At 60.2% G+C, this 15044-nt stretch carries 19 protein-coding genes; all 19 read right to left on the bottom strand.

Annotation, left to right across the window (positions count from 1 at the left end; genetic code table 11):
• Window positions 1-3: 3 nt before the first annotated feature.
• Window positions 4-972, bottom strand: a complete 969-nt coding sequence (locus NGM29_RS13350; RefSeq protein WP_254156809.1) for a hypothetical protein — start codon at window positions 970-972, stop codon at window positions 4-6.
• Entirely contained in the window at window positions 953-1171 is a 219-nt protein-coding gene (locus NGM29_RS13345; protein WP_254156808.1) for a hypothetical protein, read from the bottom strand. The genes NGM29_RS13350 and NGM29_RS13345 overlap by 20 nt, the downstream gene beginning before the upstream one ends.
• Before the next feature lie 309 nt (window positions 1172-1480).
• Window positions 1481-3715 (bottom strand): ATP-binding protein, encoded by a 2235-nt coding sequence (locus NGM29_RS13340; RefSeq protein WP_254156806.1) that lies wholly within the window; start codon window positions 3713-3715, stop codon window positions 1481-1483.
• A complete protein-coding gene (locus tag NGM29_RS13335; protein ID WP_254156804.1) occupies window positions 3715-4326 on the bottom strand; it encodes a hypothetical protein in 612 nt (203 codons plus the stop codon). The genes NGM29_RS13340 and NGM29_RS13335 overlap by 1 nt, the downstream gene beginning before the upstream one ends.
• The gene (locus NGM29_RS13330; protein WP_254156802.1) at window positions 4314-4583 is read right to left on the bottom strand and encodes a hypothetical protein; all 270 of its coding nucleotides are present in this window, start codon (window positions 4581-4583) and stop codon (window positions 4314-4316) included. Before NGM29_RS13330 ends, NGM29_RS13335 begins: the two co-directional genes overlap by 13 nt.
• A complete protein-coding gene (locus NGM29_RS13325; RefSeq protein ID WP_254156800.1) occupies window positions 4583-4792 on the bottom strand; it encodes a hypothetical protein in 210 nt (69 codons plus the stop codon). Before NGM29_RS13325 ends, NGM29_RS13330 begins: the two co-directional genes overlap by 1 nt.
• On the bottom strand, window positions 4786-5745 hold the full coding sequence (locus tag NGM29_RS13320) for a hypothetical protein (protein WP_254156799.1): 960 nt from the start codon (window positions 5743-5745) through the stop codon (window positions 4786-4788). Before NGM29_RS13320 ends, NGM29_RS13325 begins: the two co-directional genes overlap by 7 nt.
• Window positions 5742-6059 (bottom strand): hypothetical protein, encoded by a 318-nt coding sequence (locus NGM29_RS13315; RefSeq protein ID WP_254156798.1) that lies wholly within the window; start codon window positions 6057-6059, stop codon window positions 5742-5744. The genes NGM29_RS13320 and NGM29_RS13315 overlap by 4 nt, the downstream gene beginning before the upstream one ends.
• Window positions 6060-6061: 2 nt before the next feature.
• Window positions 6062-6301 carry a hypothetical protein gene (locus NGM29_RS13310; protein ID WP_254156797.1) on the bottom strand — a complete coding sequence of 80 codons (240 nt, stop codon included), beginning with the start codon at window positions 6299-6301 and terminating at the stop codon, window positions 6062-6064.
• The gene (locus NGM29_RS13305; protein ID WP_254156796.1) at window positions 6298-6960 is read right to left on the bottom strand and encodes a twin-arginine translocation signal domain-containing protein; all 663 of its coding nucleotides are present in this window, start codon (window positions 6958-6960) and stop codon (window positions 6298-6300) included. The genes NGM29_RS13310 and NGM29_RS13305 overlap by 4 nt, the downstream gene beginning before the upstream one ends.
• Window positions 6961-7206: 246 nt before the next feature.
• The gene (locus NGM29_RS13300) at window positions 7207-7551 is read right to left on the bottom strand and encodes a hypothetical protein (RefSeq protein WP_254156795.1); all 345 of its coding nucleotides are present in this window, start codon (window positions 7549-7551) and stop codon (window positions 7207-7209) included.
• Between the two features lie 44 nt (window positions 7552-7595).
• Window positions 7596-7862, bottom strand: coding sequence for a hypothetical protein (locus NGM29_RS13295; protein ID WP_254156793.1), 267 nt, complete (start codon window positions 7860-7862; stop codon window positions 7596-7598).
• Window positions 7862-8266, bottom strand: a complete 405-nt coding sequence (locus NGM29_RS13290; RefSeq protein ID WP_254156791.1) for a hypothetical protein — start codon at window positions 8264-8266, stop codon at window positions 7862-7864. Before NGM29_RS13290 ends, NGM29_RS13295 begins: the two co-directional genes overlap by 1 nt.
• A gap of 80 nt (window positions 8267-8346) precedes the next feature.
• Window positions 8347-9387, bottom strand: coding sequence for a hypothetical protein (locus NGM29_RS13285; RefSeq protein ID WP_254156789.1), 1041 nt, complete (start codon window positions 9385-9387; stop codon window positions 8347-8349).
• 118 nt (window positions 9388-9505) lie between these two features.
• The gene (locus tag NGM29_RS13280) at window positions 9506-9901 is read right to left on the bottom strand and encodes a hypothetical protein (RefSeq protein ID WP_254156787.1); all 396 of its coding nucleotides are present in this window, start codon (window positions 9899-9901) and stop codon (window positions 9506-9508) included.
• A 48-nt stretch (window positions 9902-9949) separates the two neighbouring features.
• Entirely contained in the window at window positions 9950-10720 is a 771-nt protein-coding gene (locus NGM29_RS13275; protein WP_254156786.1) for a LamG domain-containing protein, read from the bottom strand.
• Window positions 10721-10729: 9 nt separating this feature from the next.
• Window positions 10730-11782 (bottom strand): twin-arginine translocation signal domain-containing protein, encoded by a 1053-nt coding sequence (locus NGM29_RS13270; protein ID WP_254156785.1) that lies wholly within the window; start codon window positions 11780-11782, stop codon window positions 10730-10732.
• Window positions 11783-11786: 4 nt separating this feature from the next.
• On the bottom strand, window positions 11787-14183 hold the full coding sequence (locus NGM29_RS13265; RefSeq protein ID WP_254156784.1) for a S8 family serine peptidase: 2397 nt from the start codon (window positions 14181-14183) through the stop codon (window positions 11787-11789).
• Window positions 14184-14255: 72 nt separating this feature from the next.
• Window positions 14256-15044 carry a hypothetical protein gene (locus tag NGM29_RS13260; RefSeq protein WP_254156782.1) on the bottom strand — a complete coding sequence of 263 codons (789 nt, stop codon included), beginning with the start codon at window positions 15042-15044 and terminating at the stop codon, window positions 14256-14258.

Below are 15044 nucleotides of genomic sequence, written 5' to 3'. Positions count from 1 at the left end.
TCCTCAGTCGTCTTCGATCTGAATGTCGGTCCCGAGGTCGTCGGCCGTCGGCTCTCTCGAGAGGAGTGTCCCCTCGCTATCGTCACTCGAGCGGTTGCGCCGGCGGTCCCGGACGCCCATCACCCGGTCGACGCGGTCGATGAACGGATCGAGGACTTCGTCCTGGGCCTTCCGGGCCATCTCGTAGGCTTTGTCGCGCTGCTCGGTGAGCGTCTGGATCTTGTCCTCGAGGTCGTCGACCTGGTTCTTTTTCTCCTCGAGTTGTTTCTTGAGCGTCGGCACCTTGTTCTCCCGAGTCATATCCGGGATGGTCGCCTCGAGAACAGACTTCCCGCCGCCTTCGAAGGCGTCGATGCCGTTGGTCGGCTGGGCGACGATCGTGCCGAACTCGGTGTGGCTGACCGTTGCGAGCTCGCGATGGATCGAGATCGGCGCCGGGTCGTCGGCGTCGTACCCTCGATACTGGGCGAGACGTGCCCATTCCGGATCTAAATCCCGGACTTTGAGCTTCGAACCCGGGTTTCCGAACCGTGTAAAGCCCTTGTAGACTTCGACGCGCTCGTTCTTTCCATCGGTGTCGGTGACGTACTCGCAAAAGTAGCGCTTGTTCTCGTGTTCGCCCTGGGCGACGAACTCGTCGACGCTCGTGAACACGCCGAGTTGGTGGCGCCGACCGGCGTAGTACGAGACAGCAGCGAGCACGAACGCCCCGAGGGCGAGTTGTGCCCATCGATTCGAGAGCAGGTTGCCCATCGTGGTGGCGATCCATCGGAACGCGAGCACGAACACGCCCACCGCGAGCAGGGCGGTCAGGAACACCCAGAGCTTGTTGTTGACGATGTACTCGCGCCACTTACCGCTCGATTCGTCCGCGACTGTCCCGGGGTCGGTGATCTCGTCGATGGAGTTGTACGTCCCCGAGAGATACCGCCGGCGATGCCGCTGATTGATGCTACTCGCGTCGGTGGTCATAATCAGAGATCAACTCCAGGTAGGCCGCCAGTTGGTCGTCGGGCAGTTCGTCGCCGCGCGTCCATACGATCTCTCGAGCGAGCGTCGCGACCAGCGCCTCGTTGACGTTGACGTCGGCAGTCGCGAAACTCGTCTTGAACTCGTCCCAGATCGGATCGGGACAGGACAGTGGATAGTTTGTGGTTCCGGTCAGTTCCATGTTGGATTGCTTAGAACTTCGTTGTAGTACTTCGATGTCGATACCTCCAAAACGAAATGGAGGGGGTGGCGGACGATCGCCTCGAGAGTTCGCCGGGGAATTTTTCGTCCGGGAGCTGGCCTCGAGGCTCAGGGTGGTGTGTGGGTGAAGAATTGTCATGCGGTCTAATTTGATCGGGGGCGCGCATGATACGCGCGTATATTACTGGTACAAGTAGCCCGGTGCTTTGTTAGTTCGAACGTTCGTGAACGCCGCGCCTGCTATGGGTTTTGATTCGCAAAACCTTCGAATTACGTTCGGAGTAGTTCGCTACGAGTGGATCGGCTCGGCGGCGCTCTGGATGTCCACAGTGGCCTCCTCGAGGAACTCTTTCCCCTTCCTCGTGAAGCGGAGATTTCGGTAGGCCATGTCGCCGTCGATCTTCGTATTCGTGATCTCATCCTCGATAACGCTCTTCATGGCCGACCCGAACTGGGACTGGACGCCCCGGTGCTCGAAGTCCCATCGGTCACGATCGTGGCCGTGGGCGACGACGAACTCGTGGAACGCCGTGTAGACGTCGCTCTTCTTGATGCGTTTGTCCCACTCGTGAGTGAGGCATTGCTGGGCAAACGCCTTTGCAGGCGTCGCCTCGGGGTCATAGACGCCGTCGGACTCAGTGCCGTCGCCGTTGAACGGATCAATCACCAGCGACGGGTGGATCTCGTCGTCCCAGATCACGCCGTCGACGTCCGCCGGGGCGCGTAGCTCCTCGTTCTCGAGGTACTGCACCCGCCCGTGCCATCCCGTCTTGTCGACGGCTGCGTCGCGGTGGTGATGGCTCGGTGGCGCGTACCGAACGGGTGAGACGAACTCGATGCGGTGGTTCTCGACGGCCGGCTCGACCATCCCGATCACGCCAGCCTCGCCACGCCGGGCGCTCATCGTCCCCCAGAACGCTTTCTTCCGGTTGTTCTGCGTCCACGACATGATATCGTCGATCGTGTCGTAGTTCGCGCCGTAGACGACGTAGCGATTGAACATCTCCCGGATTGATTTCAGGAGGTCGCTCGGTTGCTGGGTGTCAGCGAAGACGTGGACGCCGTAGTGGCGGTTTTCGCGGAACATTCGCATCAACACCTGCCCGATCGCCTCTTGGATGGCCGCGACGCGCGAGTCGAAGCTCTGGCGCTGTTTGTGCGGCGCCACGCTCCACAACTCCCGCATGATGACGCCGCAGTCGGGGACGAACGGGTCCTGCTTGCGTTGCTCGAGGATGGAATCGCACAAATAGGCGAACGCCATCACCTTCGAGATTTCCGTCCGGCAGAACGCTTGTGAGAAGACCGTGATCGTCTGGGTGTCGTAGAAGATGTCGTTCCACTGGATGGCGTACGGATCTTCTCGAGTGCGGATGAACCCCTCATTCTGGAGTCCGCGAAGCACGCCGATCGCTTTCGCCTTGTGCTTATCTGAGAGCTCCGGTCGGAGTCGAATCTCCTCGGCAATGTCGCCGAGTGACCAGTCGGTTTTGTCGGCGTCGACCTCGTCGTAGACCTCCCGGATGGTTTGCTCCTCGCTCTCGGACACTCGAGACATGATGAGCGAGACGAGCAACGGCTTTCGAATCTCACACGCCGGCACGGTGAACGGTCGGCAGATAAACTCGCCGTCCTCGCCGCGTTCGGTATCAAAGGGAAGCTCCTGGTCGTTGAGTCCTTTCGTGAGCGGCAGCAGGATCTCCATCTTCCGCTCGTCGAACTCAGTGCCGGTGAAGTCGGGAGCGAGCCCGAGTTCTTCGCGCACCTTCCGGAGCGGTTCCTGTTGTTGGGGGACGTCGTAGAACCAGTTCTCGCCGTCACGCATTCCGACGAGGTCGATGAGCTTGATGTCCTTTCCGTCGACGAAGTTCCGGAGGTAGTAGTCCTCGGTCTCCCGACCCATGCCGGTCGACTTCCCCGTTCCGGTGCCGCCGCAGTACAACGTCTTGAGCGGGCCGGCCTGGTCAGAAAAGAGGTTGATCGGGTCGCCGATATCCATGTCCCAGTCCTGGAGGTGGACGCCAAGTTTCGTCGTGTGGCCCACGCAGTCGACGGCGTTGGTGTAGCTCGTGGTGACGACCTCGAGGTGCTCGGCGATCGCCACCGCCGTCTTGAACGTTCGCTCGACGAGGCGTTTGGCCGTCTCGAGTTCGTCACTGACGCCGGCGGACTCGAGGGCGAGCCGCGACCGGTTGCTCCGGGTACCAGCCGCGAGGACTTCACGGATACGCGTCTCGTCGGTCGTGAACCGACGGTAGGCCGGGTAGTCCCAGTACTCGTGATCGGCGAGGTCTTCGGCGAGGCCGACGACCAAGCCGTCGATCTGGTCCTCAAGTCCGGGGAGGATGGTCTCGCTCAACTTCCGGGCGACGTACTGGTAGTGCGTCGTCTCGCCCCGGTCGAGCGCTCGAGAACACCGCCGGATGGCCGTGTTGACCGCTTCCTTCCGGGTTCGGAAGGCCTCACGCCGGCGCTTGCGTTGCTCGTGTTCGATCGTGTCCCGCGTGGACTGGTTGAGTACCATTAGGCCATCACCGTCGTCGGATCGTGTCCGGTCGTCTCCTCGTCGCTCTCCTCACCGTCGTCAGCGTCGGCGTCGTCGGTCTCTTCCTCCGCTACCTCGTCGGCAGCCAGCGCTTCGGGGTCCTCGAGCGTCTCGACAGGGACGTCTTTTGCGAGGGCGATCTTCATGAGCGATAGCTCGCTTTCAAGATCGGAGCACAGCGAGTGCCACTCCTGGCGAGCCTCGTGTAAGGCGACCGGGTGAGCAGTATGCTCGTGCGTATACTGGCGAGTGGCTCGCTCGGGGTCGTCAGCCGTCCGGATCGATATCGGCAACCGGCCGTTGCCGATCGGGCACGAGGCTACCATACAGTGGCACGTCGGCGTAGAACGCGTCTCCTCGTATTCGTGATTGTCCGGGCCGTTCCCGTGGTGAAGCTGGTACTTCTCGTGTTCGCGCTTGAGGTAGGCAACCAGGAAGTTCGTGTAGCCGTTCGTGTCGTACACCCGTCGGAGGTCCGGGCCGATGGCCTGGAGTCGCTTTCGAACCGAGAGGAGTGTCTCGGTACTGGCGGCCGACTCCTCGAGGCGCTTGCGGATGAAGTCGTGTTCGTCGGCGATTATCGAATCCATGATCGAACCTCCTGCTGTGGGTTTTCGACGAAGATGTACATCGCGGCGATGAAGAACACGAGCATCCCGACGACCATGAGCGGGAATACCCCGCTCCCAATGAGTACCCAGGCGAACGAGAGCCAGAACAGCCCGAAGAACACCGCCCGGAGTGCCCAGAACCGTCGGAACCAGCGCCGGGCCGTGTTCGGGAACCGCGTCGTCAGCACGTACGCGACGGTGATCGCAACCACGACGAGCATCAGTATTGATAGCATTAGCGACGCCCTCCAGTACCCGAAAGGTAGTTCATGAGTCGCTGGTGGCCGCCGACGCCGACCAGATACAGGACGTACAGCACGAGGGCGACGATCGCCACGCCGACGATGAACGCCCAGAGGTTAGTCGTCAACAGGAACAGCGCCACCGCGAGTGCGAGGCCGATCGCTACCACGATTCCTTTCGTTGTCTTCGGTGTGTCTACCATGTGTGTACCTCCACGATAAATCCGGGCCGCAGTTCGGCGACTTGGTCCATCGCCTTCTCGAGGGCTGCCTCGAGGTCGTTCATGACCGTCGATCGGAAGCCATCCAGCCACGACCGGTCGTCCGTATACCGGAGTGCGGGGGGTTTGGACGTCCGACTCATGACGTAGGTTGTGTTCTCGACGCCCTGGCGTTCGTACTGACAGACCACGGCGTCAACGCCGGCCGATGAGCTACAGTCGGGGACCGTCTGCCACCGTTCTCGCCCGGGCGTGTCGTCGCCGTCGTACTCGAGCACGATCTCGCCGTCGTGGTCGATGGCGACCGTCGACTCGTTGCCCGCGAACGCATCCTGAGCGTACTGCCACTCGGTCGAGGCGGCGATCGTCGGGAGTTCGTAGCCGGTGACGTTCTCGACGAATCCGCTGCTCGTATCCCGGAGCGAGAAGACCGTCGACGCTTCTTTGCTCACGCGAAAGACGGCGTCGGTGCCGTTCTCATCGACGTCCTCGAAATGGAGAGTGACAGCGGTGTACTCGCCTTCTCGAGTCGGCTCGAAGTCGGCCCCGATGTCGTTCGTGATCGACTGCTCGGCCTGTGAGGGGTACGAATACCACAACTCGTTCGGGATGTAGACGCGTACGCTCCGGTCGATGGTCTCGTTGTACTGAGCCCGGAGGTAGACCGCGTTGAAGTCTGTCTCGAGACGCGAGTCGACGCCGGCGTCAGCCGATTCCTCCGCTACCGAGAGCGTCATGTCGAGCTGGCCGACGTGCCCCTCCACGTAGCCCTCTGCCTCGAAGGTTTCAATAGCGTCGCCAGTCGCGAGTGGGTGGTCGGTGTCGATCGTCGTGACGTTGCCGTCCGACGTCGACGCCGCTGCCGGCAGGCCGATACCTGCGAACAGCGAGAGCGTCAGCAGGGACGCGAGTATGAGTGAAAGTGTGCGTTTCATGGTTTGAACACCCAGAAATCGCCGTTCCAGATGTCGACGAGCGTCGCCGTCAGGTCGTCCATGAACGCCCACAGGAAGACGCCGGCCGCGAAGAACGCCACCAGTCCTGAAGGGTTGACTGCGAGGGCAAACAGCCCCGTTCCGACCACCAGGACGACCAACGCTACCCGGTAGACCGTTATGATGAGGCCGTCACTCGAGAGGTCGCGTCCTCGACGAGCGAGGTGCCGAGGGACGGGCGTCGGAATCCGCCCGCGCGTGTGCCAATAGTAGGCCACGACGACGAGTGCTATCAGTGCGAGTATCCAGAGCATGATTACCCCCGTACCAGATGCCAGACGAACCGGGCGACGCCGATCGACCCGAAGGAGAGGAAGACGAACGCCAGGACGAGCGTCGCCCCGAGCGTCACCGTCGACGAAACCAGCGCGATGATGAACAGCAACATGTTCGCAGCGATCTGCCGGCGTGGATCATCGGCCCACACTACGTCCTGGAGGCGCTCGAATAGCCAGTCGAGCGGGTCGTCCGGCAGGGCGTCGGCGGCCGGGTTCATGGCGACCACCCCAGGAGCAGTTCGAGGACGTTGCTCGCGTCCTCACCCACCCCGATCGCGAATGCGTACTTCCCGGCGATCGTGTTGAGGTATTCGTTCGAGGGGAGCTCGTGATCGTCGCCGTCATCGTCGATGAACTTCCGACGAAACTCCGAGAGTTCGTCCGAGGCGTTCTCGGCGGTGTTGTTGGTCAGCGTCACCTCGAAATCCGGGTCCTCCGGGGATTCGAGTAGCCAGTCGAGGTCGGTGAAGCGGTCGGTCGCGTCGTCGTAGTCGGCGACGACCGTGGTCTCAGTGGTTTCCTCGGATTTGAGGAAATAGTCGTGTTTGAAGGTGACGCCGATCTCGGCGTTGCCGTAGGGCGAGACGTCGGCCTCCTCGAGCAACCAGTTCCCGTAGGACACCCAGCGGTCGCTGTTGGCCCGGAACTCGTTTCGAGCGTCGTCGACGGTCTGCTCGAGGTCTTTCGGTCGCCATACCCGCCCCGAGAAGAGGCCACTGGCGAACGCCCCGTAATCGGGCTCGTAGGTGATGCCGTCGGCGAGGATGCCCTGGGTTGAGTCGGTTGTCTGTGCGCTCACAGGCATCGAGACCCCGGTCGTCGCGACCGCAAGGCCCGAGGCCTGGATGAACCGTCGTCTGGTGGTGTTGGGTTTCATGATTCTGGTACTGAAAGAGTGGTGCGGAAGGTTGCGCGAAGGGCTGAAGAGGAGGCCCCAGGTGATTGGATTCGCTGTGCGTTGTCGGATTCGGTGTCTCTGAAAGCCCGACGCTGTGAAAAGCAGCGTCGAAGGCCAACACCTGTCCCGATATTTGTTGCGCGCCTCGAGACGAGGGCGCGATTCGCTCAGACGAGTAGGACGCGTGGGGTGGCGTTTTTCGGACCCGAGAACTCGATCATATTGTTAGTCATCGTTGTTGATTCGGGAGGGGATTTGCCGAAGCGTTCCAAACACGTCCGGGTAATCGGACCGGAGTACCAGGTAGATACCGAGCGGTCCACCGACACTAACCACGACGGCCAGCGCGCCTATTCCAGCCTGGGGGATGTACTCCACGAGAGGCGACACCCCGAACCAGCCGGCCGTGAAAAGTACGCCGCCCAAGAACCCACAGGCCGTCATAAGCAGCATGTAGATGTTGAAATCGATGAGTGCTGAGTCGGCGAAATCGGTCTTTGATGCCTCTACCAGGTCGTCGGGCGATTCGACGTGGGTCTGAGCGACGTCGTTGGTTGTATCTGTGCTCATAATGCCCGCTCGAGGAGTCGAACCTCGATACCGCCAGTGCGGGGTTACGGGAGTGCGCGCCACTTGCCGTCGCCGCCGCCAGTCATCGCGAAGACGGTCTGGCCCGCGCTCCACATCCAGAAAGACTCGATATACGAGCCGACCGACGAACCCGAACTCAGACCCTCACTGCCCAGGAGGAGTTGCCAGAGCAGGTCGATCACCATCCAGATGTTGCCGACGATCATGACCACGATCGTCAGGACGTACCCGACCGTGAACTGCCAGATGAGCGCCCACAGGCGGACGATCGCCTGTTTTCGCATGCTCATTAGCTTGCCCTCCCGGTCCGGCACTCGATCGGCACCGACTCGATATCGGCCGCGAGTCTTTCGGCTTCCTCGAAGGCGGCCTCACGCTCGAGGCGATCGTCAGTCACGCAGTGCTCCCGACCGTCGGGCGTCTGGTGGTAGACGTGCCAGCCGGCCAGCAGCGACGGCGAGCGGGCGACGATACGCTCTTCGTAGTCCTCGCCGGTTGCGCGCGTCCACACCTTCCGGAAGACGCCATCCTCATCGGTGAGGAACCGGCCGTCGACGCTCACGGGGTCGATCGTCGGGAAGCCGATCTGTTCGGAGACGGTCGCGACGAGGTCAGCGAGTGCGTCGGTCCGGGTTCGGTCGCCCGTCCGGGTGACGGTGGCGGTGCTTCGGTCGGTGGCTGTTCGAGTAGCCATAGGCGCTCTCGAGGCGGTTGAACCCCCGCTCGGCCTGGATACCGAAAGAACGTGTCGCGTTGGTGGTCAGAAGTCGGTGCTTAGTACGCAGGCCGTCGAGAGACCAGGAGGCCGCCGGCGAACAGCGAGCTACCAGCGAAGCCCGTCAGGTACGGGATGCTGAAATCGTAGCCGAGCGGATTGAAGCCGTACGCCTGGGTCGCTTCCCACCACGAGGGGTCGGTGTCGACCTTGACGTCCATCGTCGTCTCGCCGTCGTAGTCGTTGCCGGGCTCGAGGACGAGTGCGTCCGTCGAACCGGACGTGTCGTACTTGAGCGTCGACGTCTCGCTGTCGAGGTCGTCCGGAAGCTCGGCGTAGTTGCGAACCGCCGAGTCGTCGAGCATCGTCAGCGTCGACGTGGTCCACTCACCATCGTCGAGTTCGCCGAGGTCGTCCTCGAAGTGCGTCTGAGCCGTGTCCTCGGCGAGGTAGGTGTAGATGGTCGTGTTCGAGCCGTCGATGTCTCGGGTGGTGTCGAGCGACGTCGACCGATCCGCGAGGTACTCGATACCGAACATGCCGTCCTCGTCGGTCTGCTCGAGGCCGTAGACCTCGTTCTCGATTTGATAGTCGCCGACGTACATGACGGAACGCTCCATCGTGTTGTCGATGGTGACCTCGATGGTCGTCGTGTTAGCGTTGTCAGCCGTCCAGTCGCTCTGGTTGGCAATCGTCATGTGAACGGTCTTGTTCTCGCTGGCTTCCATCGGGACCGTCTCGAGCTGGTCGGCCGTGATGTTGAAGCCGTAGATGCTGTTCGTGTCGTCGACGGTTTCGAACTCGTCGTCATCGCCGTCGAGTTCGAGGTGGGACTGTGCCTCCTCGGCAGTGTCGCCAGTCTCGGGGTCCCAGACGACGAGGGCGCCGTCTGCGGCGTCGGCGTTGTTGAATTCGATGAGCTTGTTGTCATCGGACGATGCGTTGAAGTCGGCCCAGGTACCGCCATCTTGCAGGTCGGAACTGGTTTCGACTGTGGGTTCGGTTGCGAGCGCGCCGCCGGTGAACGCCAGGCTAGCCGAGAAGACTAGCATGGCAATCATGAAGACGGACAGTGCTCTGTTGGTGTTCAGGTTGAACATGTGAATTGTGAAGGAAGGTTGATTGAGAAGCGATGCTCGAGTGGGGGGTTACGGCGGTGGAACCACAGGCGGGGGAATCCCTCCGACAGTCCACCGTATTGTGTTCTGAGTCATTGTCCTAGCTGGAGATATCGATCGATGGAATGCCATTAGGGATGGTGACGTCTTTGTCCGTCCACTCGAGGCGATCGTCCCACAAGCATGGGCCGCCATTGGACTCATCGTGAGTGCACGAATGGTAGCCGAGTCGGTACCAGTCAACTTTGTTCACGAGTTTGTCCTCGAATTTCTGGGTGAGGTTAGCCTTCGTATCCTCCTCGAGGAAGCGCACATCGACGGTGTAGTAGACTTCACCAGTGCCGTCGGTCGCGGTATTGCGCTCGTGAAGTTGGTGAGTTATGTGGTCGGCTTCCCAGCGAGCGTTCTGCTGGAGCCAGGTATCGATAGCGGTCTCAAGGTCGGTGAGACTCATCGCTCCGCGGCCGATGAAGCCTCTGAACATGTGGATTGACATTATTTTACATACCTCTGCTGAAGTTTTGATGATTCGGATCCATTTCGATTACCCCAGCCTATTGCTGTGATAATTCCCGAAGGCCTGCGCATCCTCCGCGTCATTACACACAATTATTTCCGCGACGCAACCGTCGAAATATCCTGAAGAATCAAATGGCGACCTTCCAATGGTATGGTTATTGTCTGACACTGAATAGGAAGGCGAGTCTGATGTATCTTGACTACCGTTCAAATAGAGATTCCGAGTGGAACCATCGTAAGATACACCAAACGTAAACCATTCGCTGGTTGGGGCCGCTGATCCTAAGAGGGTATTCCCGTAAGTCCGGTGGGAAACATTCCCACCCCGGATCATTAATCCATGTCCATCATTTGACGATGAGTTCCCCCAACCCACAATGTCATAAGAACCACTTCCCCAGGAAGAGGAATAGACCAATGTCATTAGGGAAAAGGTCTCATCACCAATCGGAAGTTGAGAATCGGGAGACCATGTGTAATAATCGTCGACCCCATCAAATTCAACAGCGTCGAAGCCAATGTAGCCTTCTCGGAACGTCTGACCGCCCATTGCCGATGTGTCAATGCCAGCTAATTCTTCAGGCCACGGGTCAGCATTCGATCCATCTGCTACCGTGATATTTCCTCCCCACCATCGGTAGATGGAGCTCTGAGGGATTGCGGCTGGAATGGAGAGCACACCGTTTTTCAACTCGAGGTTATCGAGCGATGCGTTGTTCCAATCACTGCCGCTAATTTCGGCAATTTGATCCGTTGGGCTCTGCTTTTCCGTTCTGAATGAACCTGTGTCTGCCATGTGAATCACCTAAAGGTCTGCCTCGTCCGCTCCGTACCATCCGAACCACTGACCAAGTTTTACGTACAATCGATCATACAGCGTGTCGAACGATTCAGCCCACCAGTGGTCGTGAGCGCCGATCTCCCACGGGTTCTCGATCGTGTTCGGTTTCGAGCGCGAGTAGAACGTGTTATTCTTCCAAACGTCTCGAACTTCGGGCCACGGCTTCAGTTCGTAGAAGTCTCCGGGTTCGGTTGCGTTAAACATGAAGTGTCCGTGTGGCGTCATCTCGAAAGCGGCATGCGCTGGATCGTCTTTTCGATCCTGCCACAGTACATCCGGTCCTGGTGTGATCGTCGCCGTGTACCAGTGGAACGCCGAGTAGACGATTTTCTCGACCTTTCCAGCGTCGTTGACAAAGACGTAGATCGGCTGGTGATCGCCGAGATCGCTCCCAGTTCGGATTTTCTCATCTGCCTCCGATTCTCGGTCGAGGTACACCCAGTAACAGAGGACGTCCGTGTTCTCTTCTTCTGAGCGGGCAACGTAGGCGTACATCCCGTTCATCCGGTCGCGCTCCTCGAGCGCCATGTTGAGCTGAGGCTGATAGTTCCGAAGGTACCACTCGTCGTACTCGATCGTCGTCGATTCGGCTTTGTGCTCCCACTCCAACACATCCGTATAATCGACGTTATCGAAGTCCTCGGGATCTGCCGGGATCTCGAGCCGAAGTGTCTCGAGTTCCGGTGAATCTGACTCGCGCGTCAGCGTCCCGTCGTGGACGTAATAGTAACTCCCAGCACCGTCGATATTCTCGAGTGGGTGGGCCGATCCGGTGTCTGTGACCGTCACCGTCTCCGTATTCAACGGTGACTCAGAGCCTTCGGTATCGTACTCTTCGACCGTCACGTCGATCTGTCCGTCAGAGGGGATCGTTCCGAAGAGTGTGAGCTCCGGGTCGCCCGAGTCGGTCGCTGAGACGATTCGTGTGAGCTGAGGAACGCCAGCCAGCACTCCGGCGGCTGCCCCCGCGCCTTTCATCGCGTCGCGTCTGGATATCGTGTTCGTGTTCGTCGTCATTGGTCTATGGATTGCCGCTCAAAATTCGGTTGACTGTATCTCTCGAGTCTGCTGCCGACGTTTGGACGTCGACCTGGGTTTCATCGGGCGGGTCGCCCTCGAGCAAACGATCGAGTTGTGGCATTCCCGCACCGACCTCCGTCTCGCCGGCTTTCGGGATAGGTTCACAACTCTCGAGAAGGCGTTCTCGAACAGCCTCGTGGTCACCTTTGAGTGATGGTTCGGCGGCCAGTAGTATCGCGACCAGAGCCGCGACCAGCGGAGACGCCATACTGGTCCCCGAGAGTTCTGACCGGCGGGTCCGAGTCGAGCCAGTCGTCGCGAGTAACGCCTCGAGTTTCATCCCCGGCGCGGCCACGTCGACGGAGACACCGTGCGTCTTCCCGTCCGAAAGGTCAGCCACACCATCAGAAGGGCCGACGTTTCCGAAGTTCGAAACACGCGCTTCACTCGGTGGCGAGTTCGTCGTCGCGTTGGCGGCGATCACCGACTCGAGAGAAGCGGGCGTGTTGACCGTCCGGGTTACCTGTCGATCGTTTCCGGCGGCCGCCACGACGGCGCTCCCGCCGTTCTCGTAGAAGTATTCGATGGCGTCTGCGAGTGTCTCGCTGTAGACGTACGATCCCAGCGAGAGGTTGAGTACGTCGACACCCTGGTCGGTACACCAGACGATCGCGTTCGTTATCGCCGCCGTCGAGCCACTCCCATCGACATCGAGGGCTCTGGCGACGACGAGTTCCGGATCGGTGCCGTTCGTGAGGCCGGTGTAAGCATCGTCACCGGGATCAGCGGCCATCGCCGACAGACACCACGTCCCGTGATCGTTGCCGTCCTTGATCGGGTCCCAGTCCGATTCACCGTTTTGAACCTGGACAGGAGAAGTGACCTGTTCGGCCTGGAGCTCGAGTGTGGCGCTCTCGGGTACGTCAGGCGTCACCGTCATCGACACACGCCACTGCTCGAGATCGGCCCCAGCCGTGCTGAGGTCGAACGCGTGTTCACCACTACCTGAGGCCGTTACCTCGTCGATCGTTTCCCATGCGGTCTCGCTATCCGGTCTCCCCTCGAGTGTGAGTGTCGCCATCACGTCAGCCACGTTCTCGAGCGTTGCTGAGCCAGAATCGATGGATCGTAGATAGTGCGTGTCACCGACATAAGTGGCATCAGCGGTTGCCGTGGCCGTTGATGTGTAGTCATCGACCGTCGGCGTTGTCGTGGTATCGGTGGTCTCGAGAGTGATCCGTACCTGGAGGAACTGCGTGTTCGGAAGCGCCGTAATGTCCGTCTGCCACGCGGTCGCGTTCGTTCCGGTCGCGTCGTCGGCACTTCGGAATTCGTAGGTGATCGTTTGAGAGTTGAGCGTCTCGATACTGGTGAAATTCGACGGGGAAGCCTCTTCGCCGAGGTCGTGCCACTCGGATTCGTAGGTCCCACTGGTGAGGTAGTTCCCTTCCGCGTCGGTGGCTAACTCGAGTGTCCCATTGGTGACGACTGTATCAGTCAGTGTCCCATTCGACCACTCGGTATCGGTCGCAACGCTCACCGTAATCTCGTCAAGTGACAGAACGAGGCTTGAGTTCTCTTCGAATCCCTGGATAACCAGCCCTTCGAAGGATTCTGCGTTTCTCCAGTCGGTTTCTGTGGTGTTTTCAGCGGTCACCATCCCTTCAGAAACGGTGATCTCGGAGCGGCCGGTGTCCGTGAAGTGAGCGCCCTTTGCGATCCGGATCGGAGAACCACGCTGGCCGCGTCCGAACACCCGACCGTCAACGACGTTCGCTCCCGAGTCTACGACCCCGATCGAGACCGGTTCGGTGTCGTCAGGGATAGTAGCCCGATTGACGCCGAGGCTCTTACGGGCAACCTCGATCGTCGTCGGTCGAGTTTCGAAGGCGATCCCATCGAGAGGGTAGTTGTTCCCCCGTCGATCGAGATAGTCCGGCGTATCAAACTCCGATTGGTCTGGAATGAGATCGAGTGGCTCCGGCCGTTCGAACCCGACGATGGGCTCGATCCGCGTGACGTAGCTTTTCGAGGCCAATCCTCGGCCGAGTGCTCGATCGAGGAAGTGGACACCCATCAACGAGGTCGGCGCACGAATTATCTCCGTGTTCAGCGCCTCAATATGTGTAAGGTCGACAACTCCATCGACCTGGGAAATCCAGGCCTCGAGTGATTCGAGGTCGGCGTCAGTCTCGTAGTGGACCGCCCACGCGAGATCGCCGGCCGACCCGAACGTCGGCAGGTCGTCACTGGTAAGCTTCGGCCGCCAGAGCGATCCCAGTTCGAGGGCACTCGCGGTGAGTGTGTCGCTACCGAACGGCGACGACAGCAACGGTACGTACTGCGCCGGCATCACCGCCAGCGTGCCAATCGCCTGTAAAAAGCCTCGTCGTTTCATTGGGAATCCTCCGTCAGTCGGTTGTACGTCGATGCGTCTCTGTGTCTCGAGTCAGGTGTTCCTGTCATGGTTTTACTCCGGAAGGGCCGCCGGTGACGCCTCATCAGCGCCCCGTAGCCCGAGCCACGCCCACCAGCGGGCGGCTTTTGCGTCTCGCGTGCTTTCGTCCCACCACGAGTCCACGCGGTTGTCAGGGAACGCCCACGGATTGTCGATGGCGAGGTTGTTGGTTGCATCGAAGACGCCGTTTTGGTCCCACTCGCCACGCACGTCGAGAAACGACTCGAGACGTCCGTAGATCGTCGGGTCGCCACCGATGGTGTCGTTATCGAGTAGGTAGTGATGCCACGGATCGACCACCTTCAGGTGTAGGTGTTGGCCGCCGTCGTCGGCCCTCGTGATCGGGGGTGATTGAGAACTGACGAACAGCGGGAAGTGGTGATAGCCGGTGACGACCGCGAGCTCGAAATTACCAGTCTCGCTGTCGACGAACACGTACGAGGGTTCGTGGTCCCAGACGTGGCCGTCAGAAGCGAATGCTCCGACCGCCCAGTCCATGAGGCCGATGTCACCAATTCCGGGCGTCTGGTGCGTGTAGCGCGCCCAGTACGCATAGACGTCGGTATCCCGATCGGGGCTCTCGGCTTTCCATCCGTACAGGCCGATGAACGACTCGCGAGCAGTCCTCGAGGTGGTGAGATAGGGGACATGGCGTCGAAGTTCGTCTTCCGGGTAGGATCTATCAATGACGTCACCGCCATCGGTCCATGAGTAGTCCGTTTGAGCGGTTGTCGGGGTTGTCAGACCGATTGAAGCGAACCCGACGCTCGCGAGGAACCGGCGACGATTCATCTCGTCCAT

The organism is Natronosalvus rutilus (assembly GCF_024204665.1).
GTDB lineage: Archaea > Halobacteriota > Halobacteria > Halobacteriales > Natrialbaceae > Natronosalvus > Natronosalvus rutilus.
The sequence above is the reverse complement of the archived record's forward strand: the minus strand, read 5'-3'. Positions and strand labels throughout refer to the sequence as shown.